Consider the following 24,761-nt stretch of genomic DNA (forward strand, 5'->3'; position numbering starts at 1 on the left):
GGCGATTCTATCGAGTCTGGGCCAGATAAAAAAACCAAATTAATCTGGCCTGATTAAAGTCTTATATTTAAATTATTTTAATTAAATTATTTGTTTTAGTTATTTATATAAATTAGTGTCTTCTAAAACCATTTCGAGGTGTAGTATATAATTACGTCAAGAAATAGATTTTTTATATCATGGTAATGTGTTGATTAACGTGCTCCGCTGTGCTGCACGAAGATAATTATTCGGCCTGAAACCATTACCCTGATATTTTCATTTTTGAATCTGCATTAATAACCATAGTCTGTGCTAACGTAAAGTTAATTTTAATTTAAAAAATAAATAAGGAAATTTATATGCTGACAGCAGTATGGATTGAAGAAATAAACCCATTAGTTGTTGAAATAGAAAAAAAGGATGCTGGCTTTATAAATTTTCCAGAAAATAATATTTCAAATAGCAAAAAAATAATCACTTCTGATAAAAAACCTATTAATAGTAGTAATGACTAGCGATTGGCAACTCAGTACGAACGTATTGTTCCCGGTCAGGGTTTACTCCCACAAGAGCCCAATCTTGCGCCTGTGCCTTCAGCCAAAGGAACGGCAATAATAGCTGCGGCTCAGTTGCTTGGTCAGGCAGTGACAAACCACTTAGATAATGGCGTGAATTCAATTTGTGCGAGAAAACATTGATGCATTAATGACAGTCTCCAGGGAGATAAATAATCAAAAAATCCCTATTAAAACCATAACACATACATAATGTTGAAAAGCAGACGACAATACCGGTATTTATAGCTTAAAAAATAGAGATATTTCCTTTACCGATAATTTCTTTACACTTTCAGACGAGAGGCGATTACAGATTTTACTCCATGAATCAATGCATGCTACTGCACCTTATCGTGTTAGAGGATTTAAAGATGAGATGTGGGATTATTTTTACGTTGCGATTACCTCTCCTTCATATGATATTAATGATATGCGAACAGATACTATGCTGCTGTCATTCGGTAAAAACGGGGTAGATTTCCAACGCGAATATAATGTCGAGGACGTGATGGCTAATTTTATTAAAAAAATGGAAAGCAACGGTAAAATAGAGGCAATATTAAAGTTCAATAATAATGCAGTGCTGAGAAAGGGAGTTTTGCTGGAAAATCCGGATACTCAGTCGATGCTAATCATGGAGTTAGGCAATCAAATTCCAGGCGCAAAAACAACGGATGGACCTTTTGAGTTTCCCCAGAAACTTATTGAATTTAAAGAAAGAAGGGCCAAACAATTGGAAGAAGAGCTGAAAGATGCAGAATGGGGTCTTTCTCGACGAGCGAGTAGTGATAAGCAAGTTTCGGGTCTCCGCTAAGAGACCCGAATCGTAAAACTTAACGCATGGTCACAAATTCTTCAGCACCGGTTGGGTGAATAGCCACGGTGTTGTCGAAGTCTTTCTTGGTTGCGCCCATTTTGAGAGCCACCGCGAAGCCTTGCAGAATTTCGTCCATACCGTATCCAATACCATGAATACCGACAATTTTCTCTTCTTTGCCCACACAAACCAGCTTCATGCGGCAAGGCTGGCGGTGCTGAGTCACAGCGGTATACATTGCTGTGAAAGAAGATTTATAAACTTTAACGTTTTCTTTGCCGTATTTTTCTTCAGCTTCCGGCTCGTTAAGGCCAACAGTGCCGATTGGCGGATGGCTGAAGACCACTGTCGGGATCAGGCTGTAATCCAGATGTTCGTCAGGTTTGTTGTTAAACAGGCGTTCTGACAGTCGACGACCTGCTGCAACGGCAACCGGCGTCAGCTCGACTGCGCCTGTATTATCACCCACGGCATAAATACCTTTTACATTGGTATTCTGATACTTATCAACTTCGATATAGCCTTTTTCGTTGGTTTTCACGCCCGTGGCTTTCAGGTTGAAATTATCAGTTTCCGGCTCACGACCAATTGCCCAGACCAGGCTATCGACTTCAAACTCTTTGCCATTTTCCAGCTTCAGGGTCAGGCTGCCGTCGGCATTCTTGACCACTTCTTTTGGAATCGATTCGGTGTGCAACGCCGGGCCTTCGGTGTTCATTACTTCAACCAGCGTTTCAACAATGAGGGGATCGAAGGTGCGCAGCGGAGCGTGTTTACGCACAAACAAGTGTGTTTCAGCGCCAAGGCCGTTCATCACGCCGGCAATTTCAACCGCAATATAACCTGCACCCACTACGGCAACGCGCTGCGGCATTTCCAGCAGATCGAAGAAACCGTCAGAGTCGATACCATATTCTGCGCCAGGAATATCAGGATGGCTTGGGCGTCCGCCAGTGGCGATCAGGATGTGATCGGCAGTGATCGTTTCGCCATTAACCTCTACGGTGTGCGCATCAACAAAACGAGCAAAACCGTGGATCACGTCCACATTATTTTTACCCAGCACGTTGTCGTAAGAAGTATGAATTCGGTCGATATAAGCGGTACGGTTAGCAACCAGCGTTTTCCAGTTGAAGCTGAGGATCTGGGTATCGAAGCCATAATCCGGGCCGTAATTGCGGATCGCTTCGGAAATTTGTGCCGCGTGCCACATCACTTTCTTTGGAACACAACCGACGTTTACACAGGTGCCGCCGAGTGCTTTTGCTTCGATAATGGCACATTTTTGCCCATACATGGCCGCGCGGTTGATTGATGCGATACCACCGCTGCCGCCGCCGATTGCCAGATAGTCATAATGTTTGGTCATCGAATTTTCCATAAGTTGTGAATGATAAGAGGACAGGGAAAAGCAGGCTTCCCAAATTCTGCAAAATCTAATGGCATAGAGTTTAACGCCAGAATCGGCTTTGTCGCAAAGTTTGCAGCTATGATTGTAATAGCTTAATTGAATGAAAGCCGAAGAGAGTCCCCGGCTTTGCAGCGAAGTTTTACTCTGGAACGACCCATTTTACCAGCTGATGGCCGTTGCCGTTTGGCACCAGCGCTTCAAGCAGCCAAGGCAGCACGTTTTTCATCTGCTGCTCAAGTTTCCACGGTGGGTTAATCACGATCATGCCTGAGGCGGTCATGCCGCGCTGATCGCTGTCCGGGCGCACACCCAGTTCAATTTGCAGGATACGACGGATGCCGGTGGCTTCTAAATCGCGCAGCATTCGTTTGATCTGCTGGCGCATAACTACGGGGTACCAGATTGCATAAGTCCCTGTCGCAAAACGCTTATAACCATCCTGAACACCCTTTACCACGTCTTGATAATCGGTTTTCAGCTCATACGGCGGATCCATCAGGATCAGGCCACGGCGAGACTGAGGTGGAAGCTGGGCTTTCAGTTGCTGATAACCATCGCCACGCAGCACGCGGGCGCGATCGTCTTTTTGAAACTCATTGCGCAGCAGCGGGAAATCGCTAGGGTGCAGCTCGGTCAGATGCAGTTTGTCTTCTTCACGCAGCAACTGGCGGGCAATCAGCGGCGAGCCAGGGTAATAGCGCAGGTTCTCGTTGCGGTTGAAATGATTCACCGCAGACATATAAGGAGCAAGCTCTTCAGGCTGGTCTTCACGCTGCCAGATACGGGCGATACCTTCGAGATATTCACCGGTACGTTCGGCATGTTCACCACTCAACTGATAGCGACCCGCACCCGCGTGGGTATCGAGATACAGAAACGGTTTTTCTTTTTCTTTCAAAGACTCGATGATCAGGCTCTGAACGGTATGTTTTAGAACGTCGGCATGGTTGCCTGCATGAAAACTGTGGCGGTAACTCAACATAATGTTTTTACGTTTTCCGAATAATTTATAGTGACAGTAAAATCAGTAGGTTACCGAAAGTTTATACTGTGCAAGGATGCCATGCCTGGAGGTCGCCATAACGATTTTCACGCCGGAGGCGGCAAAATCAGGCACATCATGAGTGACAGTATAAACTGTTTAGAGGATAAAAAGTTACAGGCATTACTTGAGAGCGGTTGCGGAGTGGCTTCAGTCCGGCCACCCTTGATTTTCGCCCGCTTTGTCCTCATGTTAGTTTTAAGCCCTAATGAAGATATTTACCGATTTCTAATCTGTTGCGGCCGTGTCGAAATAAGTACCGCCCGCTACAGACCCTTAAGGATAACCAGGACTGCCCTATGACCCAATCTTCGCAAAACGATTCGTCAGCTAAAAATCCGCTCTTGGAACAGTTCGATTTACCGCCATTTTCTGCAATTCAGCCGGAACACATCGTTCCTGCCGTGAAGGCCGCAATTGATAAGTGTCGCGCTACCATTGATGAAGTAGTCGCAAAATCAGGCCCTTATACTTATGAAACACTTTGCCAGCCGATTGCTGAAAGCGAAGACAAATTTAGCCGTATCTGGTCACCGATTGGCCATTTGAATTCTGTAAAAAATAGTCCTGAGCTGCGTGCAGCCTATGAGCAATGCCTGCCAATGCTGTCTGAGTTCGCGACCTGGGCAGGTCAAAACGAGGGGCTTTATCAAGCCTACCGTGACCTGAAAGAGGGTGAGAACTTTGCCGGCCTGACCCTGGAACAGAAAAAAGCGGTGGATAATGCGCTGCGTGATTTTGAGTTATCAGGCATTGGCCTGAGCGCCGAAAAACAGAAACGTTACGGTGAGATAACCTCTCGTCTTTCTGAATTAGGTTCGACTTATAGCAACAACGTGCTTGATGCCACCATGGGCTGGAGCAAGCTGATCGCTGATGTCGAAGAGCTAAGCGGTTTACCGGAAAGCGCGCTGGCTGCTGCCAAAGCGCTGGCCGAAGCGAAAGAACAGGAAGGCTGGTTGCTGACACTGGATGCACCGAGTTATTTGCCGGTGATGACCTATGCCGACAACGCCGAGCTGCGTGAAGAAATGTATCGCGCCTACGGCACCCGCGCATCGGATCAGGGCCCAAATGCCGGTAAATGGGACAATAGTGAAGTGATGGCTGAAGAGCTGGCGCTGCGTCACGAGTTGGCACAGTTGCTGGGCTTTGATTCTTACGCAGATATGTCACTGGCTACCAAAATGGCGGAAAATCCGCAGCAGGTTATTGGTTTCCTGAATGATTTAGCCAAGCGCGCCCGTCCACAGGGCGAGCAAGAGCTGGCCCAGCTGCGCGCCTTCGCCAAAGAAAACTACGGCGTTGATGAGATGAATGCCTGGGATCTGCCTTTCTACGCGGAAAAACAGAAACAGCATCTGTTCTCAATCAACGACGAGCAGCTGCGCCCTTACTTCCCTGAAAACCGTGCCTTGTCTGGCCTGTTTGAAGTCGTCAAACGCATCTATGGCATCACCGCCAAAGAGCGTAAAGACGTTGATACCTGGCATAAAGACGTGCGTTTCTTCGACCTGTTTGACGACAGCGGCGAACTGCGCGGCAGCTTCTATCTCGACCTTTATGCCCGTGAACACAAGCGCGGCGGGGCGTGGATGAATGACTACATCGGTAGCCTGCGTCGCACCGACGGTAAGCTGCAACATCCGGTGGCGTACCTGACCTGTAACTTTACTCGCCCGGTTGGCAACAATCCGGCGCTGTTTACTCATAATGAAGTTACCACGCTGTTCCATGAGTTTGGTCACGGCCTGCATCATATGCTGACCAAAGTCGAAACCTCTGGCGTTGCGGGGATCAGCGGTGTGCCTTGGGATGCGGTTGAGCTGCCAAGTCAATTTATGGAAAACTGGTGCTGGGAGCCAGACGCGCTGGCGTTTATTTCCGGTCACTTTGAGACGGGCGAGCCTCTGCCGCAAGAGATGCTCGAGAAAATGCTGGCGGCTAAAAACTATCAGGCGGCGCTGTTTATTCTGCGTCAGTTGGAGTTTGGCCTGTTTGATTTCCGTATGCATGCCGAATACGATCCTGCCAAAGGCGCTCGTATTCTCGAGACTCTCGCCGAGATTAAAAAACAGGTTGCCGTGGTGCCGTCTCCAAGCTGGGGCCGCTTCCCACATGCCTTTAGCCACATCTTTGCTGGTGGTTATGCGGCAGGTTATTACAGTTATCTGTGGGCCGAAGTATTGTCTGCGGACGCCTATTCACGCTTTGAAGAGGAAGGTATTTTCAATCGCGAAACCGGCCAATCGTTCCTGGATAACATTTTGACTCGCGGCGGTTCTGAAGAACCAATGGAGTTGTTTAAACGCTTCCGTGGTCGTGAACCACAGCTGGATGCTATGCTTCGTCATTATGATATTAAAGAGCAGAGCCTCGAAGGATAACAAACTCCCGTGAGTGTGTTTTTAGCATGTGAAGAAGGCGCCGATGAAGGCGCCTTATCTATTCTGGCCGAGCGCTGGAAGCTGGTTTCAAATCCCGATGCCCTGATGGCTCTGGTATTGACGCCGGAAAGACTCGAATTGCGTAAGCGCGATGAACCCAAGCTGGGCGCGATATTCGTCGATTTTGTTGGCGGCACCATGGGCCATCGTCGTCGTTTTGGCGGCGGCCGTGGTGAAGCGGTGGCAAAGGCGGTCGGTATCAAGGGCAGTTATTTGCCGGATGTAGTCGATGCCACGGCCGGACTGGGGCGCGATGCTTTTGTGCTGGCCGCGCTGGGCTGTCGGGTAAGAATGATTGAACGTAATCCGGTGGTTGCGGCTTTGCTTGACGATGGTTTGGCACGAGGTTATCACGATGCGGAAATCGGCCCCTGGTTACAGGAGCGTATGACACTGCTGCACGGCTCAAGTCTTACCGCGCTCAGCGAGATTTCACCGCGCCCGCAGGTGGTTTATCTGGACCCGATGTATCCTCACCGGCAGAAAAGTGCGCTGGTGAAGAAGGAAATGCGAGTATTTCAAGGGTTGGTAGGGGCTGATGAAGATGCTGACGGGCTGCTCGAACCCGCCCGTCGACTGGCAACCAAACGCATTGTGGTTAAACGGCCAGACTACGCGCCGCCAATGGCTGATATTCCCGCGCAGGCTGCTGTCACCACTAAAAGCCACCGTTTTGATATCTATACGCCGCTTTAAGCCTTGCTGCTTTACCCAATAACATGACGGGCTGGCCTTGTGTCAGCCATGAATCAAATATTTCCTGCTGGCGCGATGTCAGCGGGGTATCTGACCAAATCAGGTAATGCTCCATTCCAAAAGCCGACAAATTCGGTTCACTGATTTCACAGCGCACAATCTCGACATTCAAGCCTTCACCGGAAAGCCGTAACGATTCCAGCCACAATTCAAGCGGATCATCGATTTGCATCGGCAGGAGTAAAACCTGCGCGCGCGCTTTTTTGCGTAAAGTGCGCATGATGAAGGTCGCGTACTCCACGATAATGCTGTCCAGCATGCCTCTTTGCTGCAACAGCAGCATTTGCTTGCGGGTGGAAAGAAATGCGCGGATCGGGCGCAAAACCTGATTTACCAGACAACCCAGCGGATATTCGCGGCCAAAACGCCAGATAAGACGCCGCAGCTTAAGCCATTCCCCTTCACCGAGGCAGTGTAAAATTTCTGCCTGAAGTGCATGCCAGCTGCTGTTTTGGCGTAAAACGGTTTCCGAAAATGCACCTTGTGAAACCGGTAGGCTCAGCTGATGGCGGATCTTGGCGATCGGGGTTCCGGCACTGATCTTTCTTACGATCGCATGCAGTCTGGTGAGATCGCCTTCGCTATACCAGCGAGCTCCCTGTTCATCATGATAGGGTTTTATTAGCCCATAGCGTTGCCAGGTTCTGAGTGTGACGGGTAATACTCCGCAAAGTTGGGCGGTAGTTTCAATGTTGTAATGGCGTGGTAAGGGATGGGGATGATTCTTATGAGGTATGCGCGTTTCCATAGGCTAACAAATTCCATTTGCTCACAAAGGATTCACTAGCTATAAGTCAAATTTATAGGTTTGTATAGCGGGTTTTAAGTTAAGGTAAATTTAATGAGTCGAAATTTGAGCTAAATCATTTTATGATGTAATAAGCTGATACGAGGCGGATAAATAGTATCCCGCCTCGTTTGAGACCGATGCTTTTATTCTGCCGCTTCTTCAGGATCGCGCAGCGGAACAATTAGCATATCGATATGTACGGTATTAATTAGCTGGCGCGCCGATGACATAAGTTTGCTCCAGAAATCCTGATGATGACCACACAGCACTAAGTCGACGTCGTATTGCTTAATGGCGTCCACCAGTACCTGTGCTAAATCACCACTGCCGCTTAACGTTTCGGCGATCGGATAACCTGCATTACTTGATAGCTCGCTTAACGCATTGTGAGTCTCTTCGGAAATGCGTTTTTGCATATCACCGAGGTTTACGTCGATCAGCCCGGTATAAAGGTCTGAATAATTAACATCGACGTGGATAAGAGACACTTTGGCATTGTATGGACGTGCGAGGGAGACTGCTTTCTCTACCAGCACTTTACTCTCTGGGGAAAGGTCTACCGCAATAAGAATATGTTTATAAGCCATAAGAAACTCCTTCCATAAGTCATTAAACGTTTGTTCGGATTATGTGTGTGCCATCCTGACACTGCCGCATAAAGTAATCATCACATAAACTATTGTAATCATAACAACAGGCTGAAAACCTTGCATACCTCAAGTATAGCGCTAAAAACACGATCAGAATGTCTTCATTAATCAGCATAATGTTTTAAATCACGTTGTTTGCAGAGAATTTCATTGAGAAAAATGATTTTTTTGCTCCCCGATTTTTATTTCATTTCCTACACTCAATAATAAGCGGGAGTGCAATATTTCGTCTCTTCACGCAAGTGATGCAAACGCTGAGGTGGCTAGCCCGGAAAGGGTCTGGGGGGCGGGCAAACAATTGCCCTGGGTATCAAGCAAAAAGCAGAGAGTTACGGCGGAAAGCACTCAGCCTGGTTTCGCTGAGTTTGATGCCGCCTTAAGGGGGAACCATGATCAGTCCCATTGCGCTATTTTGGGCTTTATGTGTGGTATGTGTTGTGAATATGCTGCGTTACTACTCTTCTCTGCGTGCCTTGCTGGTGGTATTACGCGGATGCGATCCGCTGCTTTATCAATATGTCGACGGCGGAGGATTCTTTACAGCACACGGACAGCCGAGCAAGCAAATACGCCTGGTGCGTTATATTTACGCTCAGCGCTATGTTGATCACCACGACCCCGAATTTATCCGTCGCTGTGAAAGGGTACGAGGTCAGTTTGTACTCACCACGGGATTATGCGGATTAATTCTGATCAGCATGCTGGCAATGCTAATTTGGTACTAATTTCAGGCGGGTTTTTTGAGAGACATACCAAATTGATTAAATGGAAAAAAATAAGGCGGCGCATTCTCATGCACCGCCTTTTTTACTGCTTGGTTTACACTCTTGCCGCCTTGCGACAGCACTGATGGCCGCGTAAAACTTTTATTTAGATCAGTTTAAGTGCCAGCCAGTAAAGCCCACCGGATAACAAGATTGATACCGGCAAAGTGAGTAACCACGCCAGCGCAATATTCTTGATAGTTTTGCTCTGCACGCCACCGCCATCTACGATCATGGTTCCTGCGACCGCAGAAGACAGAACGTGGGTGGTAGAAACAGGCATTCCGGTATAGCTGGCGACACCAATCGACACCGCAGCAGTCACCTGAGCAGATAAACCCTGCCCATAGGTCATTCCTTTTTTACCAATCTTCTCACCGATGGTGGTCGCAACGCGTTTCCAGCCAATCATGGTTCCCAGCGCCAGCGCCAGCGCTACGGCAACGATAATCCAGATAGGCGCGTATTCAACGGTTTCCAGCAGGTCGCCGTGTAAGTCGTTGAGGAAATGCTTATCTGCTGGGCTGGTATCGCTCAGCTTGGCGGTCTTGTCGGCAGTGTCGGCAATACACATCAGCATACGACGCATCTGGCTACGCTGTTCTGGCGCCAGGTCAGCGTAACTTTGCAGGTTAGTCATCATCGCCTGAGAGCGAGTAATCGCTTCCATCGCCAGGCTGTCGTTGCAATGGAACTCAACGGTAGCATGGTCGCTGGTGGCAGCTGGAGCAGGCACCAAAGGTGTCAACGCCACGACTTCCGGCAAAGCCTTGTTGTGTTGCTGATAATACTGTTGCAGGTGCGTCACGGCATCACGAGTACGAGTGATGTCATAACCGGTGGCATTCATATTAAGTACGAATCCAGCGGGTGCAACGCCTATTAAAACCAGCATAATCAGACCAATGCCTTTCTGACCATCGTTCGCACCGTGGGAGAAACTTACCCCGATAGCAGAAACGATTAAGCCGATGCGCGTCCAGAATGGCGGCTTTTTCTTGCCGTCTTTCTTCTCGCGTTCAGCCGGAGTCAGGTGCATACGCCTGCGCTTTTTACTTCCACTCCAGTAGCGGCGGAGCAGGAAAATCAAGCTTCCGGCCATAATCATCCCCACCAGTGGCGAGATAATCAGTGACAGGAAAATGCTAATCATTTTAGGAATGTTTAGGGCATCAATAACTGAACTGTGAGTCAAAAGCGCGTTGGTCAGACCTACGCCGATAATGGCTCCGATGAGCGTGTGAGAGCTGGACGCCGGAAGGCCGAAATACCAGGTTCCAAGGTTCCAGATAATCGCCGCCAACAGCATTGAAAATACCATGGCGAGACCATGTGCGGACCCCACGTTCAATAGCAAATCAGTAGGCAGCAGGTGAACGATGGAATAAGCCACGCTCAAGCCGCCAAGCATGACGCCAAAGAAGTTGAATGCGCCAGCCATCAAAACGGCAAGTTGAGAACGCATGGCGCGCGTATAAATTACAGTCGCCACTGCGTTGGCCGTGTCGTGGAAGCCGTTAATGGCTTCGTAAAACAGAACAAACAGTAACGCGAGTATCAATAACAGGCCGGTATGGAAATCCAACCCGGCGAATAAATGCAGCATAATTGTTACGCCAGTTTGTGGACATGAACGCCGCGCATTATCTGCGAGAACAGGGGGGGTGGAAAAGGAAAATATGACATTTTTTTGACTAAACCTAGACGCAGAATCAATGATATGCAAAGAGCTTGTGAAAAAACAGTTGATTTAGAAGGATTTTTTACCAAGAAATATTTTCTTACAGGCCAAGAATAGTCTTAGGTCTTCTGGATTATCGACGCGTCACAGCTTACAATCTGCCGCGCAATAAGCTGAGTTGAACGCTTTTTGCCCACTGCCAGAGATTTTTTTTACCCCGTATGCGCTATTCAGAGAGGTTTTTGTGGAACAGTACGATGTTGTAGTCATTGGTGCCGGTGCGGCAGGAATGTTTTGCGCAGCACAAGCGGGCCAGGGTGGCTGCAAAGTATTGTTGCTGGATAATGGCAAAAAGCTGGGACGCAAGATCCTGATGTCCGGCGGCGGTCGTTGTAATTTCACTAACCTCTATACCGAACCCGCGGCTTACCTGTCTGAAAATCCGCATTTCTGTAAATCCGCACTGGCGCGTTACACCCAGTGGGATTTCATCGATCTGGTCAATCGTTACGGCATTGCCTGGCATGAAAAAACGCTGGGCCAGCTATTTTGCGACGACTCGGCCCAACAGATCGTGGCCCTGCTTGAGCAGGAATGCCAGAAAGGTAAGGTGACTTTTCGCCTGCGTAGTGAGATTAGCTCAGTGGACAAGGTTGAGTCCGGCTTTGCGCTGACAGTGAATGGTCAAGAAGTAAGCACTCGCTCACTTGTTGTAGCCAGCGGTGGACTTTCCATGCCGGGATTAGGGGCTTCACCTTTTGGCTATCGACTGGCTGAGCAATTCGGGCTTAAAGTTCTGCCAACCCGCGCCGGTCTGGTGCCATTTACTCTGCACAAGCCGTTGCTAGAACATCTGCAGACGCTTTCCGGCGTTTCGGTGCCTGCTGTAATGACAGCGCAGGACGGCACAGTATTCCGTGAAAATATCCTCTTCACCCATCGAGGGCTGTCCGGGCCAGCCGTTTTGCAGCTATCAAGTTACTGGCAACCTGGCGAGTTTGTGAGCGTTAACTTACTTCCTACGCTAGTATTGGCGGACTTCCTGAATCAGCAGCGTCAGGATCATCCGAATCAGAGCCTGAAAAATACTCTTTCGTTGCATTTGCCTAAACGGCTGGTGGAATGTCTGCAAACGCTGGATCAAATCCCTGACGTCACACTGAAGCAGCTTAATCTGCCACAGCAGGCAGCTTTGATTGAGCAATTGCAGAACTGGCAGGTGCAGCCGAACGGGACCGAAGGCTATCGTACCGCCGAAGTCACTATGGGCGGCGTCGACACCCGCGCGCTATCGTCGAAAACCATGGCGGCCAACGGCGTGCCCGGATTGTACTTTATCGGCGAAGTCGTCGACGTCACTGGCTGGCTCGGCGGCTATAACTTCCAATGGGCCTGGAGCTCAGCCTGGGCCTGTGCACAGGATTTAGTAAAGGTATTTGGAGAATAGTTGAGAGCCGATCAAATATTCACCAGGCTCTCAAGGGGAATGACGAATTGCTTATGCAAATTCCTAATCGTCGTAAAAGTTTGATTGCTGTTGCTTCGTCATTCCAGGCTTTAAAAGATTGTTCGGCATCAGACTTATTATTCCAGCAAGCTTTCAAGACTACGATGGATACCGGCAATTTAATTTATTGGCAACCGGTCAAGAATGGCCTGTGCGGTATTTACATCAGTGACCAGAGAATTAATCATCCCCGAACGAACCGCGCCAATAATTCCGGCCGCTTTCTCCGGCGTTGCCGCCACGCCGATGGTCAGCGGCGTGCGGCGCAGCTGTTCAACAGAGGCGGCAATCATGCTTTCTTCTCCTTGCCAATGCAGAATTTCGCCTGACTCAGTGATGTAATGGCGTAATACGTCGCCATTGGCGTGGCTCAGCGCCTGCTCACTCGGCGTTGCGGTGCTGCTTTCGCTAGGTCTTGGCTCGTGAGTCAGGCCGATGCCGACAATCGCCACATCCAGCCTGTCCCAAAGAGAAATAATTTCCTGCACGCTTGGGTCACGCAAGAAAGCTTCGCGCAGCTCTGGGGATGAAATATAAGGTGCGTGGAGAAAATAAGGCGTGCCTTCCATTTGTTCAGCCGCGCGACGGACAAACTCGGTAATCTGAAAATGTGGTGCAGCCTGCTGCATGCCGCCGTTCAACGCGACGGTCAACACACCCGGTAAACGCGGTAGCCCAGCCAACGTCACTTCCCTCACTGCACGTCCCCAGCCAATGCCCAGCACTGACCCTGCGCTCAGCCCGGCCTGTGAAAGCAGCGAGGCCAGCGGAGTACGCAAAGAATCCAGAACATTGTTCGGCGGAGCATCAACCACGTAGGCGTGCTTCAACCCCAGACGCTGCACCAGATCGGCAGTCATGTTTTCCGGAGAAGCTAAACCTATGACTTCTATACGAACTATGCCTGCCGCCCGCGCTTTGTTAAGCAAACGGGAAATGGTCGCCGTTGAGACATCCAGCTTGCGGGCGATCTCGACCTGCGACATGTCTGACTCGTAATGCAGCTTCGCCACCATGTGCATTAATGTGCGCGTTGCTGCAATATCTTGCAAAATTGGCTCTTTCAGCTTGAAATTCCTTTCAGTAATGAATTACACTCAAAGCGTTGGTTGAGGAATTATTGCTCAATAGCCGTGATAAAGCAATGTTCACCAAGGGCGTTAAACCCTTTAAAACCGGCATTGTTCAAGTTTTTCGACCTCTCTGAATCCTCAGGGAAACGACAGAGCGTCCAGTGTAATCGAGATTTTTTAATCTGTAATAAATTTCACGCAAAGGAGAGTTCCATGTCAAAGTTGTCTACTTCAGAATTACGCGGCTACCAGCAAATTTGTGGTCAAAATGGTGCCATGCTGGTTATCGCCTGCGACCAACGTGGTGGCATGCGCACTCTGCTTGCCAGCGATCCTCAGCAGCAAGCTTCTATTTCCGAAAAACAGCTCGGCCTGATTAAAGCCGACATCACGCAGTATCTGGCCAGCAAAGCTTCGTGCGTTCTGGTTGACCCGATTTGCGCCGTACCACAACTGGTTGATGATGGCATTATTGCCCGTGATACTGCGTTGCTAATCGGGCTGGATGCCTCGGGGTGGGATAACTCTCCAGAAGGTTATCGCCTTTCACGTCTGGCAAAAGACGTTGATGCGCGCCGCGTGCGTGAACTGGGTGCCACCGGCGGCAAGATCATGGTTTACCTGCGTTCAGACAAGCCCGAAGCCAATCGCCATAATATTGAAATCTTGCATAAGTGCGTGGAGGATTTTGCCAAGGAAGATTTATTACTGGTGGTGGAGTTTCTGACTTATAAACTGGATAGCGAAAGCGACGAGGAATATAAAGCCAAAGTGCCGGAGCTGATTTATGGCGGGACAAAAATCTGCCTCGATGCGGGTTCTAAAGTGCTGAAACTGCCTTATCCGGGTTCTAAACAGGCTTGCGCAGCTATCACCGAGCTTGCCGGAGACGTGCCTTGGGCGGTACTGTCAGCAGGTGTTGACCACACAACTTTCCTGAAACAGGTTGAAGATGCAATGAGCACTGGCGCATCTGGCGTGATTGCCGGGCGCTCGCTGTGGAAAGACTGTATCTCTCTGGATCACGATATTACCAGAAACAAGCTGGAAACAGTGGCGGTTCCTCGTTTGAAAGAGCTGCAAGCCGTGATTCAGAAATATTATAAAGCCGCCCACAAGGGTAAAAACGCATCAACCGAACAGGTGGAACATGTCTGATAACAGAGACGTTTTTAACGACGAAACGCTGGCCAAACCGGAAAAACGGGTCATTCTGGTCAACGGGATACCTGCTTCTGGTAAAAGCAGCCTCGCCGTTGAACTCTCTGCTAAAACCGGTTGGTTACAGCTGTCGCTGGATGGTATTAAAAACCCGTTTTTGCAACGGCTCGAAGGCGTCGATCGCGCTTTTAATCGAAAACTGGGACAGGCCAGCTATCAGGTGATTTGGTCAATTATCGCCGATGCGCCGCAAGGTAGTACTTTTATTGTTGATGCCTGGTTTGGTTTTCAGCCAAAAGAGGTGTTGACAGAATATCTGACTCAGGCGGGTATTACGCAGGTGCTGGAAATATGGTGTCAGGTTTCACCGGCAACCGCAGCAGCACGTTACGAAGCCAGATTGGGAGAACGTCTTCCCGGCCATTTAGGCGCGGAATATATTCCTGAATTAAAAGTTCTGGCGAAAAAAGCACAGCCGATGGAGTTAGGTCCGGTATATTATTCCGATCAGGAAATTCCGGCAGATATTAATGCCATTAAACTTTGGGCTGAAGACGTGATGAAATAACTTGATGGCAGTCTAATATTAATTAACTGTGTTTTAGCGTAATTCTTGCATTTATCTTGAAATAGTTGCCTTAAATTAAATTTGGCAATTGTCGAACACCTGTGTCATTTATTTGTTAAGAAAGTCATTATTATTATTTTTGCATCGTTGATAAATAGGAAAGGGTAGATCACAGTTTTCATTTAAAATTAATATGATACTGAGAAAAGCCAATTTTTATTTTAATGGAATGATCTTTTATAAAGAGATCTTGAAGAGGCAATATGTTAACCGACTGGATTAATGAAAGTAATATTAGCATCGTTGAACATACAGATGGCTGGCAAAGTGCCGTTGCTCTGGCTGTACAGCCGCTGATTGATAATGGCGCGGTAGAACCCCGTTATCTTCAAGCTATTTATGATATGCACCGTGAAATAGGTCCTTATTATGTTCTGGGAGAAGGCATTGCCATGCCGCATGCCAGACCGGAAGAGGGCGTGAATCGTACAGCATTATCTCTGGTTATTGTTCCTGATGGCGTAGAGTTTCATAGTGAAGATAACGATCCGGTTTATATTGTTTTTGCGCTAGCGGCTATCGACAGTAATTCACATATCGAAATGATCGCCAGCCTCTCCAATCTTTTTTGCGACGATGAAGTCGTAGAAAAATTAAGAGGTTGCCAGAGCAGGCAGGAGGTATTGCAGGCCATTCGAGAATACTAAAATCTCTTAATATCAGTTCGATGAAGTGTAAGCCCCTGCGATACATCTATATTAGGTGAGCAAAGGGGTATCCGAAGTGTGTCTTATCAATTAACGATCACCTAAGGAACACCTATGAAAAAGTTATCTATTTTGGCAGTGTGTGGCGCAGGTCTTGGCAGCAGCTTCGCCTGCGAAATGAGCATTGAAGCCGCATTGAAAGATCTGGGTATCGACGCTGAGCTGTCTCACTGTGATATTTCCAGCGCTACATCAACCCGTGCCGATATTATTTTTACCGGCGAAAATTTCCGTTCACAGTTTGCTCACTACAATATCAGTGCGACCGTTATTTACTTGAAGCGTCTGGTCGATAAAAACGAGATTAAAGAAAAGCTCACGCCAGTACTGCAAGAAATGGGTCTAATGGCGTACTAATATTAAATATAAAATAGATAGATAAAAATAAAGTTATAACTACATCTTACCCAATAGCTCGATCAACGTGAACTCTACAGGGGACTTAATATGTCTTTCCTTCATTTTATTGTAAACGACGTACTCGGCCAGGCGTCAATTTTAATATCCCTGATTGCTATGATCGGGCTGATTGCTCTTAGAAAAAGTCCGGGCCAGATAATTACTGGTACTTTAAAAACGCTGCTGGGTTTTCTGGTATTACTGTCCGGTGCCAGCATTATTGTGGCGACATTAACCTTCCTTGGTGAGATATTCCAGAAAGGCTTCCACATGCGCGGCATCGTCACCGATGTCGGGTCAATTGCGGGTATTGCACAGCAAACATTAGGACGCGAAACTGCATTAATCATGGTGCTGGCATTTGTTGTTAATATCCTGATTGCCCGCTTCACGCGCTTTAAATATATATTCCTCACAGGACAGGCCTCTTTGTGGATGGCAACTGTCTGCTCGGTCATTGGTTACATGGGCGGCCTGCGCGGCACAGAGCTTATCCTGACTGGTGGAGTGATTGCCGGGGTGATGGCGGTGGGTATGCCGGTTCTGGCACAGCCGATTGTGCGCAAAATTACTGGCTCGGACGACTTTGCGCTCGGCCATTTCTGTACCATCGGCTATATCATTCAGGCCGGTGTGGCGAAAATAACCGGCGATGTCAGTAAAAGTACCGAAGATCTCGAATTGCCACAGGCGCTGTCATTCTTGCAGGATACCTATCTGTCGATGATGGTAGTGATGATCCCTATTTATCTGATCCCTGCCGCCGTGGCAGGTCCTGAGGTGATTGCCCCTTACGCCAACAGCGTTAACTATTTAGTTTATGCCTTCCTGCAATCGATCCAGTTTGTGGTCGGGGTTTATGTGCTGTTGGCCGGCGTGCGACTGTTACTGGCAGAAATCGTGCCGGCGTTCCGTGGAATTGCGCTGCGCATTGTGCCAAACGCTATTCCGGCTCTTGATTGCCCGGTGTTGTTCCCTTACGCCCCAAATGCGGTAATCATCGGCTTTATCTCTACCACCATCGGCTCGATTATTGGCATGTTCCTGTTCCCAACCATTGGGTTGGCAATGATTTTACCAGGCATGCTGACCAATTTCTTTGCCGGTGGCACTGCCGGGATATTCGGTAATGCCGTCGGCGGCCGTCGTGGCGCGATAATTGGCGGCATTTTCCATGGCCTGTTTATTACTCTGTTGCCTGCACTGTTGCTGCCGCTACTCGGTAAATTTGGTTTATCCAACGTGACCTTCAGCGACTCGGACGTGATTAGTGTCGGGCTGGTATTTGGTCACATCCTTAACTTCTTCCACTAGGTTCAGCGGAGGCTGATATGACAACTGAAATCGACGCCATTCTGGCAAAAAACCTGGCCCCGGCCGACTGCGCCAAAGCTTTGAACGAGTTAGGCAAAGGCTATGCGGAACAGCAGGATATCGACACGGCTATCGTCTGTTGGGAAAAAAGCATGGCGTGCTACGGCAAGCCCGGATTCGCTCAGGCACAGCTGATGAAAGCCTACAATGCCAAACGACGCGAATGCTCGCAGGCGGGTGACGGCAACGGGCTGGAACTGTACTCAAATAAAATCGATGGCCTGATGCAGCAAAGCAAAGATGCGATCCGTTACGGCTTTTAAGGATTACGTTCCGGAAGATAAGGATTTTTAAGGCTAGTATTAAGGATAAAGAAGGCCAGTAACCTCGCGGTGCTGGTCTTTTTCTTTAATCTTTAACAGATAGCTTTTATGATGATGGTTACATTTTGAACGTCACGAGAGGGACCTATGTCAGATAAAACCAACGCAGTAAAACTCATTGCCGTGGATATGGACGGTACATTTCTTGATGATCAAAAAAAGTACAATAAAACGAAATTTCTTGCCCAGTATCAGCAGTTGAAAGAGCAGGGGATCAAGTTCGTGGTTGCCAGCGGTAATCAGTACTATCAGTTGAAATCTTTCTTCCCAGAAATTGCCGCCGAGATTGCGTTTGTTGCTGAAAACGGTGCCTATGTCGTTAATGAGGGCGAGGATTTTTCAGTTGCGGAGCTGAGTGCGGATTCAATAGCGAAAATTCTGCAATTTATTGCCGCGACGCCGGGCCTCAATACCGTGGTGTGCGGCCAACACAGCGCCTATATCCTGTCGTCGCAGCCGGATGCTTTTTATCAGAAGATGAAAAATTACTACCATCGTCTGAAAAAAATCGACAGTTATCAGGAAATCGACGACAAAATCTTTAAATTCGCCACCAATATTGATGACGACCATTTGCAGAATTTTATGACCTCCCTTGATAAAGCGCTGGGTCATATCATCACGCCAGTATCCAGCGGGCACGGCTCTGCGGACCTGATTATTCCTGGCCGTCATAAAGCTAACGGATTACGGATGCTGCAAAAAATCTGGAACATTGAGGATGCACAGGTTGTGACTTTCGGCGACGGCGGCAATGATGTAGAAATGCTCAAACAGGCCGGATTTGGTTTTGCGATGGCTAACGGTATGCCCGTAGCCAAAGCGGCTGCGAACTATGCCACCGTGTCGAATAATGAAGAAGGAGTATTGAAAATCATCGACAAAGTGTTGGCTCAGGAAGCTCCGTTTAACTGATCCGCCTGAAAAAGCTTATCGAGCGATTTCTGGAGTTTAGTTGTTGCACTGGCTGGTGATGGCGTCTTGCCCGTGCGGGCACACATTGTTGCTGGTCGGGATAATCCTGAACAGGGATTCCGCTGCTCCGGAGCCGCACCCGGTAAGTAACAGCAGACTTAACATCAAGATAGTCAGTTTCATTAAAATTCCAGTGAAGACACAGGGTGACAGCGCACGGGAAGCCCATGCCAATTCAGCATAACCGATATCTTAGCGGTAAAATGTGATTCTTTCGTGTAGTTGTGTTAACGATCCTGTCAATTTGCGGCCGGGAATTCATTGACCCTGGCCGCGTTTATTTTCACCTTGTTGCGTTTTGCGGCTCGGCAGCTTCCAGGACCGCGTTTTTCTGAATGCTGCTTTGGTGAATACCTATATATCTCTCGAATTTTGCCGGTTTCAGCATCGACAAATCAACCAGCACCAGCCCGTCAATACAGTTATTGAACGCCGGGTCACAGCCAAAATCGATAAACTGCACGCCACCAGTTTCACAAAGTTCAGAATACTGCTTATAAAGTGGTGGAATACTGCATCCAAAATTCGCTAACAGGCGTTTGAGACGTTGCAGGTCCTGTGCGTAATTATCGCCACTGAACTGGGCCAGTACTTCGGGCAATGAGGCAGGATAGGGGCGTCGGGAGGTTGCCAATGGCAGAGTCGGGCCGAAATAAAGACGATAAAAGGCAATCAGCAGATCGCGCGCTGCGAGCGGCAAACCACCGGAAATCGATACCGGCCCGAAGAGATAACGATACTGCGGATATTTCGCCAGATAGGCTCCGATGCCCAACCACAGATAATCCAGACCGCGTTTACCCCAGTACGCGGGTTGAATAAAGCTGCGACCAAGCTCGATCCCCTGTTCAAGAATGGGGTCCATCTGGTGACCATAATTGAACAGACTTTGGCTGTAGATCCCGCTGATATTATTTTTCTCAAGCTGTTCGGCGGTGGGAATGAAGCGATAAGCGCCGACAATTTCCAGCGCCTGTGGATCCCAAAGCACCAGGTGATAATAGTCGTCGTCGTAGCTGTCCAAATCACGTCTGCGGCCGCTGCCCTCGGCCACGGCGCGGAAGGCGATTTCACGCAGCCTGCCAAGTTCGCGCAGGATCGGCACGTAATCTTCTCCGTTGCGGCGATAAAGGTAAATCTGTTTGCCGTCGGGGGTTTGGCCGAGCAGCTCGGTGGCTTCCAGCGCATGCTTGAGCACGGCGCGATCTTCCGCGCGAGCAATCGCCGATTCGGTGCGAAACAGCCCGCTTTTACCCTGCCCGAGACGATAAACATGTTTGCGGAAACGCGCCGCCAGATCCTTGGCTCGCGAGTGGCCGTCATGCCAGCTGTCGTAGGGAATACGCGCGCCAATCTGCAATTTTAAGGTGCTGCCGCGATGGCCGAACATCTCATGCACCAGCAGCAGAGACGAAATTGGTTTGTAAATCATCGAGCTAAGATAAAATAACGCGCTGTTGTTACCGCTAATATGCACCGGCACAATGGCGGCGCGGGTTCTGGCCGCCAGTTTGATAAAGCCGGTATGCCAGCGACCGTCGCGCACGCCCTTGGAGGTAATGCGAGACACCTCTCCGGCAGGGAAAATAATCAATACGCCCTGATTTTCAAGGTGTTCCTGCATCATTGAAACCTGAGCGCGCGCGGTACGGTGACTCATATTATCGACCGGGATCATCAGGCTGCTCAGCGATTCAATCTGCGAAAGCAGGCGGTTGGCCATCACTTTTACGTCTGAGCGAACCGAGGCGACAGCGCTGAGCAGGGCCAGCCCTTCAAGGGTGCCAATAGGATGGTTGGCGACAATTACCACTGGGCCATAGCTGGGGATTTGTTCGAGGCAGCGATCGGAGAGTTCACAACGGATTTGAAAGTAGTCGAGGATCTGCTCGACCATATCAACGCCTTTTAAGTGGCGGTTGTTGTCGGCGAGCTGCTGAAATTCTTTCTCGCGGAACAGCTGTTTCAACAGATTGAGCTGCCAGGAAGGGGTTTTACGTCTCGGTGCCAGATCCTGAAGTACGTTGTCCATGCTGAACATAGAATGTCCTCCGGTTGAATTAATTTTACCTTAGGACATAACAATGACGTTTCTATTTCAGGCCTGTGACGGTATCGGGAATTCGTCAGCGAGTGGAGTAAATTTTAGCGAAACCGGCGAAATTTTTCAGGTGTTCAATCCACCATTTTGCCGCGTTGCCGCTGGCATTCTCATTCCACGCCAGATAAGCCATGTCCTGATAACATTCGGCATCCAGTACTTTCTCAACCAATTTGCCGGATTGTAGATAGGGTTCGGCCATATAACGAGGAAGGTAACCGCAGCCAAGTCCTGCGAGCTGCGCGTTGAGCTTGCCGTTAAAATCAGCCACCGTTAATAGTTTTTGGCGGTCTAAAATACGCAAGTCTGCGCCAGTGCTATGCTTTGAAGAATCTTGTATCACCACGGCGCGATACTGGCGTATTTTCTCTCTTTCCAGCGGCTCCGGGACCTCTGCGAGAGGGTGCCTGGGCGAGATGGCGAAGGCGTATTCCAGCCAGCCCAGCGGAGTACAGCCGATGCCGCCGCGAGTTACCGGTTCGCGCACCGCGCCAATAATAATGTCGGCGCGATGATACAACAGCGCCTCCCAGGTTCCAGCCAGTACTTCGTGGGTGAAATGCAGCTGAGTATGCTGATGCTGCTCGTAAAACAGTTCAATCAATGGATTCAAAATGGACAGCGGAACGGAAGCATCGAGCGCCAGCGTCAGATTACTTTCCCAGCCACTTTCGACGTATTGCGCCTCTTGTTCCAACTCGCTCACTGCCTGAAGCAAAACTCGACCTTTATCCAGCATCAGTTTTCCTGTGCTGGTAAAAGTGGCGCGATGCCCGGAGCGGTCGAGCAGTTTAATGTTTAAATCGCTTTCCATTTTTTGAATCGTATAGCTCAGGGCGGATGGCGTTTTAAACAAAGTGGCCGCCGCCGCCGCAAACGAGCCATGGCGTTCCAGCGCGTCCAGTATTAGCAGGGCTTCAAGGCTTAATTTCATTTGCGGTTCCCCAAAAATATTCAACAACATCTCAAAAACTTTAAGCTATCAGTAACCCGAGGATTTGCCTATTGTTTCAACAACAGCTTTAAGGCCGATAACCCGTCTCTGAGGGAAAATAACGTGGATTATTCAGCACAAAAAAATCACGTCACGCTGGTCATCACCCATAACCTTTTGCCCGGTAAAACTCAGGCATACGAGGCCTGGCTTGATGAAGTCATGCCGGTGGCAGCAAGTTTTAGCGGCCATCTTGGCGTTAATGTTATTCGTCCAAATACAGGGGAAACGTCGTATACCATTCTGGTGAGATTCGACAGTCTGGACAGTCTCTACGCCTGGATTAATTCCCCGCAGCGCAAGGCATTGGTGGAGAAGGCTAGCGGACTTCTGGATCACGGCAATCGTGAGGATCGCGGCGATCGTCTCGAGATCCGTCCCGGTGCTGCCTTCTGGTTTACGCCGGAGGTCAAAAAGGGCCGCTCGCCGGCCAAGTGGAAACAGTATCTGGTCACGCTGGGGGTGATTTTTCCCTCGACAAATTTTGTTCCGTGGTTTTGGGGAATGGTTTTACCGATCGCCAAAGGAACGCTATGGGGGCATCTGTTGAACGATGCCAGTGTTGTGGCGCTGGTGGTGTTCTTCTGGATGCCGCAGGTCACGCGAATACTGAAAAATTGGCTGATCCCGAAAGGGTGACAGGGTTTGGAGATAGACGATGAATAATAATGCTTCGCTTATTTTTACCAACGGCAAGTTTCATACGGTTGATCGAGAAAATCCTCTGGCAGACGCCGTGGCGATCAAAGACGGCAAATTTTTGGCGGTAGGCAGTGCGGCAGAAGTGATGCGCTTTGCCGGTCCGGAAACCAAAATCGTTGATTTAAAAGGACACACTGGAATTCCTGGCCTCAACGACTCACACCTGCATTTAATTCGCGGCGGTCTGAATTACAACCTCGAACTGCGCTGGGAAGGGGTGCCGTCGTTGGCCGATGCGTTGCGTATGCTGAAAGAGCAGGCGCTGAGAACGCCGTCGCCACAGTGGGTTCGCGTGGTGGGCGGTTGGACCGAATTTCAGTTTGCCGAGCGCCGCATGCCAACGCTCGACGAAATTAACGCCGCCGCTCCCGATACGCCGGTATTTATTCTCCATCTTTACGATCGCGCCTTGTTAAACCGCGCGGCGCTTAAAGTCGTGGGCTATACCCGCGATACGCCAAATCCTCCGGGCGGTGAAATTCAGCGCGACAGCAACGGCAATCCTACCGGTATGCTGATTGCCCGCCCAAATGCGATGATCCTTTATGCCACGCTGGCTAAAGGGCCAAAGTTGCCGTTGGAGCAACAGGTTAATTCCACCCGTCAGTTTATGCGCGAGCTTAACCGCTTGGGGCTGACCAGTGCGATTGACGCAGGCGGCGGTTTCCAAAATTATCCTGAAGATTACCAGGTGATCTCGGAGCTGCATGAGAAAAAACAGCTGACACTGCGCATTGCCTACAACCTGTTTACTCAGCGTCCCGGCCATGAGGTTGAGGATTTTGAACGCTGGACCGATATGCTCAAGCCGGGACAAGGTACGGATTTTTATCGCCACAATGGGGCTGGCGAGATGCTGGTATTTTCCGCCGCGGATTTTGAGGATTTTCTTGAGCCGCGCCCCGATTTGGCGCCGGGCATGGAAGACGAGCTGGAGCGCGTGGTGCGTCATCTAGTGGAGCAGCGCTGGCCGTTTCGCCTGCACGCCACTTATAACGAATCGATTAGCCGCATGCTCGACGTGTTCGAAAAGGTCAATAAAGACATTCCGTTCAATGGCCTGCACTGGTTCTTTGACCACGCAGAAACTATTACCGAGACCAATATCGAGCGCGTGAAGGCATTGGGTGGCGGCATTGCGGTACAGCATCGCATGGCGTTTCAGGGCGAATATTTTGCCGATCGCTACGGCATCGAGGCGACCAAACACACGCCTCCGGTGGCGAAAATGCTGGCCGCAGAGCTGCCGGTCGGATTAGGCACCGATGCTACGCGTGTCGCTAGCTATAACCCTTGGACCGCCCTGTACTGGCTGGTGTCTGGCCGAACTGTGGGCGGCATGGCAATGTACGATGATAGCGCTCGGCTGGATCGCGAAACGGCGTTGATGCTCTGGACTCAGGGCAGCGCCTGGTTCTCAACCGAGCAGGGCAAAAAAGGGCAGATCAAAATTGGGCAACTGGCGGATCTGGTCATCCTGTCGAAAGATTATTTCAGCGTGCGCGAAGAAGAGATCAAGGGGATTGAATCGGTGTTGACGGTAGTAGATGGCAACATCGTTTACGCGGCCGGAGGATTTTCACCGCTGGCGCCGCCGTCGATTCCGGTATTGCCCGACTGGTCGCCAGTGGTCAAGGTGCCGGGCCATTATCGCTCGGCTCCACCAGAGGCAGCGACCCGCGTGGGGGCGCAGCAGCAGGTGCATCAGTGTAGCGGCCCGTGCGGTGTTCACGTTCATCAGCATGATATCTCACGGCGCTCCGACGTGCCGGTGTCGGATAATAATGCCTTCTGGGGCGCGCTCGGCTGTTCGTGCTTTGCTTTCTAAAGCTGGAAACTTTATTCCCCCGCATTTCGGCGGGGGATGTTGACCATCAGTTTAATACTGTATTATCAACCGGACGAGACAAAACCGGGAAT

The 24,761-nt window shown here is 49.5% G+C and carries 23 protein-coding genes and 1 pseudogene; 15 read left to right on the forward strand and 9 right to left on the reverse strand.

Annotation, left to right across the window (positions count from 1 at the left end):
* The first annotated feature begins 341 nt into the window (after positions 1–341).
* A complete protein-coding gene (locus tag AB3G37_RS01015) occupies positions 342–497 on the forward strand; it encodes a hypothetical protein (RefSeq protein WP_369789445.1) in 156 nt (51 codons plus the stop codon).
* A 373-nt stretch (positions 498–870) separates the two neighbouring features.
* Positions 871–1,353 carry a hypothetical protein gene (locus AB3G37_RS01020; RefSeq protein WP_369789446.1) on the forward strand — a complete coding sequence of 161 codons (483 nt, stop codon included), beginning with the start codon at positions 871–873 and terminating at the stop codon, positions 1,351–1,353.
* Positions 1,354–1,372: 19 nt separating this feature from the next.
* On the opposite strand, the gene gorA is transcribed toward AB3G37_RS01020, so the two are convergent.
* Together gorA and AB3G37_RS01030 are read right to left on the reverse strand one after the other, a co-directional pair.
* Positions 1,373–2,725: a glutathione-disulfide reductase gene (gene gorA, locus AB3G37_RS01025; protein ID WP_369789447.1), complete on the reverse strand. Its 1,353-nt coding sequence runs from the start codon at positions 2,723–2,725 to the stop codon at positions 1,373–1,375.
* Between the two features lie 181 nt (positions 2,726–2,906).
* Positions 2,907–3,749 (reverse strand): 23S rRNA (adenine(2030)-N(6))-methyltransferase RlmJ, encoded by an 843-nt coding sequence (locus tag AB3G37_RS01030; protein WP_369789448.1) that lies wholly within the window; start codon positions 3,747–3,749, stop codon positions 2,907–2,909.
* A 359-nt stretch (positions 3,750–4,108) separates the two neighbouring features.
* On the opposite strand from AB3G37_RS01030, the gene prlC reads away from it, so the two are divergent.
* Both prlC and rsmJ read left to right on the forward strand, forming a co-directional pair.
* Positions 4,109–6,196 carry an oligopeptidase A gene (gene prlC / locus AB3G37_RS01035; RefSeq protein ID WP_369789449.1) on the forward strand — a complete coding sequence of 696 codons (2,088 nt, stop codon included), beginning with the start codon at positions 4,109–4,111 and terminating at the stop codon, positions 6,194–6,196.
* 9 nt (positions 6,197–6,205) lie between these two features.
* A complete protein-coding gene (rsmJ, locus tag AB3G37_RS01040) occupies positions 6,206–6,952 on the forward strand; it encodes a 16S rRNA (guanine(1516)-N(2))-methyltransferase RsmJ (RefSeq protein WP_369789450.1) in 747 nt (248 codons plus the stop codon).
* On the opposite strand, the gene AB3G37_RS01045 is transcribed toward rsmJ, so the two are convergent.
* On the reverse strand, positions 6,915–7,760 hold the full coding sequence (locus tag AB3G37_RS01045; protein ID WP_369789451.1) for a MerR family transcriptional regulator: 846 nt from the start codon (positions 7,758–7,760) through the stop codon (positions 6,915–6,917). The genes rsmJ and AB3G37_RS01045 overlap by 38 nt on opposite strands.
* Positions 7,761–7,945: 185 nt before the next feature.
* Positions 7,946–8,389 carry a universal stress protein UspA gene (gene uspA / locus AB3G37_RS01050; protein WP_009635667.1) on the reverse strand — a complete coding sequence of 148 codons (444 nt, stop codon included), beginning with the start codon at positions 8,387–8,389 and terminating at the stop codon, positions 7,946–7,948.
* A 452-nt stretch (positions 8,390–8,841) separates the two neighbouring features.
* On the opposite strand from uspA, the gene uspB reads away from it, so the two are divergent.
* A complete protein-coding gene (gene uspB / locus AB3G37_RS01055) occupies positions 8,842–9,177 on the forward strand; it encodes a universal stress protein UspB (protein WP_009635668.1) in 336 nt (111 codons plus the stop codon).
* 145 nt (positions 9,178–9,322) lie between these two features.
* Here the strand turns inward: uspB and pitA are convergent, their stop codons facing one another.
* The gene (gene pitA, locus AB3G37_RS01060; RefSeq protein ID WP_009635669.1) at positions 9,323–10,822 is read right to left on the reverse strand and encodes an inorganic phosphate transporter PitA; all 1,500 of its coding nucleotides are present in this window, start codon (positions 10,820–10,822) and stop codon (positions 9,323–9,325) included.
* A gap of 319 nt (positions 10,823–11,141) precedes the next feature.
* On the opposite strand from pitA, the gene AB3G37_RS01065 reads away from it, so the two are divergent.
* Positions 11,142–12,344 (forward strand): NAD(P)/FAD-dependent oxidoreductase, encoded by a 1,203-nt coding sequence (locus AB3G37_RS01065; RefSeq protein ID WP_369789452.1) that lies wholly within the window; start codon positions 11,142–11,144, stop codon positions 12,342–12,344.
* Positions 12,345–12,523: 179 nt separating this feature from the next.
* Here AB3G37_RS01065 and AB3G37_RS01070 read toward each other — a convergent pair whose 3' ends face one another.
* A complete protein-coding gene (locus tag AB3G37_RS01070; protein WP_369789453.1) occupies positions 12,524–13,456 on the reverse strand; it encodes a sugar-binding transcriptional regulator in 933 nt (310 codons plus the stop codon).
* A gap of 234 nt (positions 13,457–13,690) precedes the next feature.
* Between AB3G37_RS01070 and AB3G37_RS01075 the strand changes: the two genes are divergently transcribed.
* The 7 genes and pseudogenes from AB3G37_RS01075 to AB3G37_RS01105 all read left to right on the forward strand — a co-directional run bounded on the left by AB3G37_RS01075 (position 13,691) and on the right by AB3G37_RS01105 (position 18,984).
* Positions 13,691–14,635, forward strand: coding sequence for a tagatose-bisphosphate aldolase (locus AB3G37_RS01075; RefSeq protein ID WP_009635672.1), 945 nt, complete (start codon positions 13,691–13,693; stop codon positions 14,633–14,635).
* The gene (locus tag AB3G37_RS01080; RefSeq protein WP_369789454.1) at positions 14,628–15,206 is read left to right on the forward strand and encodes an AAA family ATPase; all 579 of its coding nucleotides are present in this window, start codon (positions 14,628–14,630) and stop codon (positions 15,204–15,206) included. The genes AB3G37_RS01075 and AB3G37_RS01080 overlap by 8 nt, the downstream gene beginning before the upstream one ends.
* Before the next feature lie 263 nt (positions 15,207–15,469).
* Positions 15,470–15,913 carry a PTS sugar transporter subunit IIA gene (locus AB3G37_RS01085; RefSeq protein ID WP_369789455.1) on the forward strand — a complete coding sequence of 148 codons (444 nt, stop codon included), beginning with the start codon at positions 15,470–15,472 and terminating at the stop codon, positions 15,911–15,913.
* A gap of 114 nt (positions 15,914–16,027) precedes the next feature.
* On the forward strand, positions 16,028–16,330 hold the full coding sequence (locus AB3G37_RS01090) for a PTS sugar transporter subunit IIB (protein WP_009635676.1): 303 nt from the start codon (positions 16,028–16,030) through the stop codon (positions 16,328–16,330).
* 90 nt (positions 16,331–16,420) lie between these two features.
* Positions 16,421–17,665 (forward strand): annotated as a pseudogene (locus AB3G37_RS01095) (PTS sugar transporter subunit IIC); the annotation flags it as partial.
* A gap of 38 nt (positions 17,666–17,703) precedes the next feature.
* Positions 17,704–18,009, forward strand: coding sequence for a hypothetical protein (locus AB3G37_RS01100; protein ID WP_009635678.1), 306 nt, complete (start codon positions 17,704–17,706; stop codon positions 18,007–18,009).
* 147 nt (positions 18,010–18,156) lie between these two features.
* Positions 18,157–18,984, forward strand: coding sequence for a Cof-type HAD-IIB family hydrolase (locus AB3G37_RS01105; protein WP_369789456.1), 828 nt, complete (start codon positions 18,157–18,159; stop codon positions 18,982–18,984).
* 36 nt (positions 18,985–19,020) lie between these two features.
* On the opposite strand, the gene AB3G37_RS01110 is transcribed toward AB3G37_RS01105, so the two are convergent.
* From AB3G37_RS01110 to AB3G37_RS01120, 3 genes are all read right to left on the reverse strand, one after another.
* Positions 19,021–19,167 carry a hypothetical protein gene (locus tag AB3G37_RS01110; protein ID WP_157135249.1) on the reverse strand — a complete coding sequence of 49 codons (147 nt, stop codon included), beginning with the start codon at positions 19,165–19,167 and terminating at the stop codon, positions 19,021–19,023.
* Positions 19,168–19,327: 160 nt separating this feature from the next.
* Entirely contained in the window at positions 19,328–21,085 is a 1,758-nt protein-coding gene (locus tag AB3G37_RS01115) for a lysophospholipid acyltransferase family protein (protein ID WP_369789457.1), read from the reverse strand.
* An 85-nt stretch (positions 21,086–21,170) separates the two neighbouring features.
* A complete protein-coding gene (locus tag AB3G37_RS01120; protein ID WP_369789458.1) occupies positions 21,171–22,079 on the reverse strand; it encodes a LysR family transcriptional regulator in 909 nt (302 codons plus the stop codon).
* Between the two features lie 123 nt (positions 22,080–22,202).
* Between AB3G37_RS01120 and AB3G37_RS01125 the strand changes: the two genes are divergently transcribed.
* Complete coding sequence (locus AB3G37_RS01125; RefSeq protein WP_369789459.1) at positions 22,203–22,778, forward strand: antibiotic biosynthesis monooxygenase; 576 nt, start codon at positions 22,203–22,205, stop codon at positions 22,776–22,778.
* Positions 22,779–22,797: 19 nt separating this feature from the next.
* Entirely contained in the window at positions 22,798–24,669 is a 1,872-nt protein-coding gene (locus AB3G37_RS01130; protein ID WP_369789460.1) for an amidohydrolase, read from the forward strand.
* Positions 24,670–24,761: the final 92 nt, after the last annotated feature.

The sequence above is a fragment of the Rouxiella sp. WC2420 genome, assembly GCF_041200025.1.
Classification (GTDB): Bacteria; Pseudomonadota; Gammaproteobacteria; order Enterobacterales; family Enterobacteriaceae; genus Rouxiella.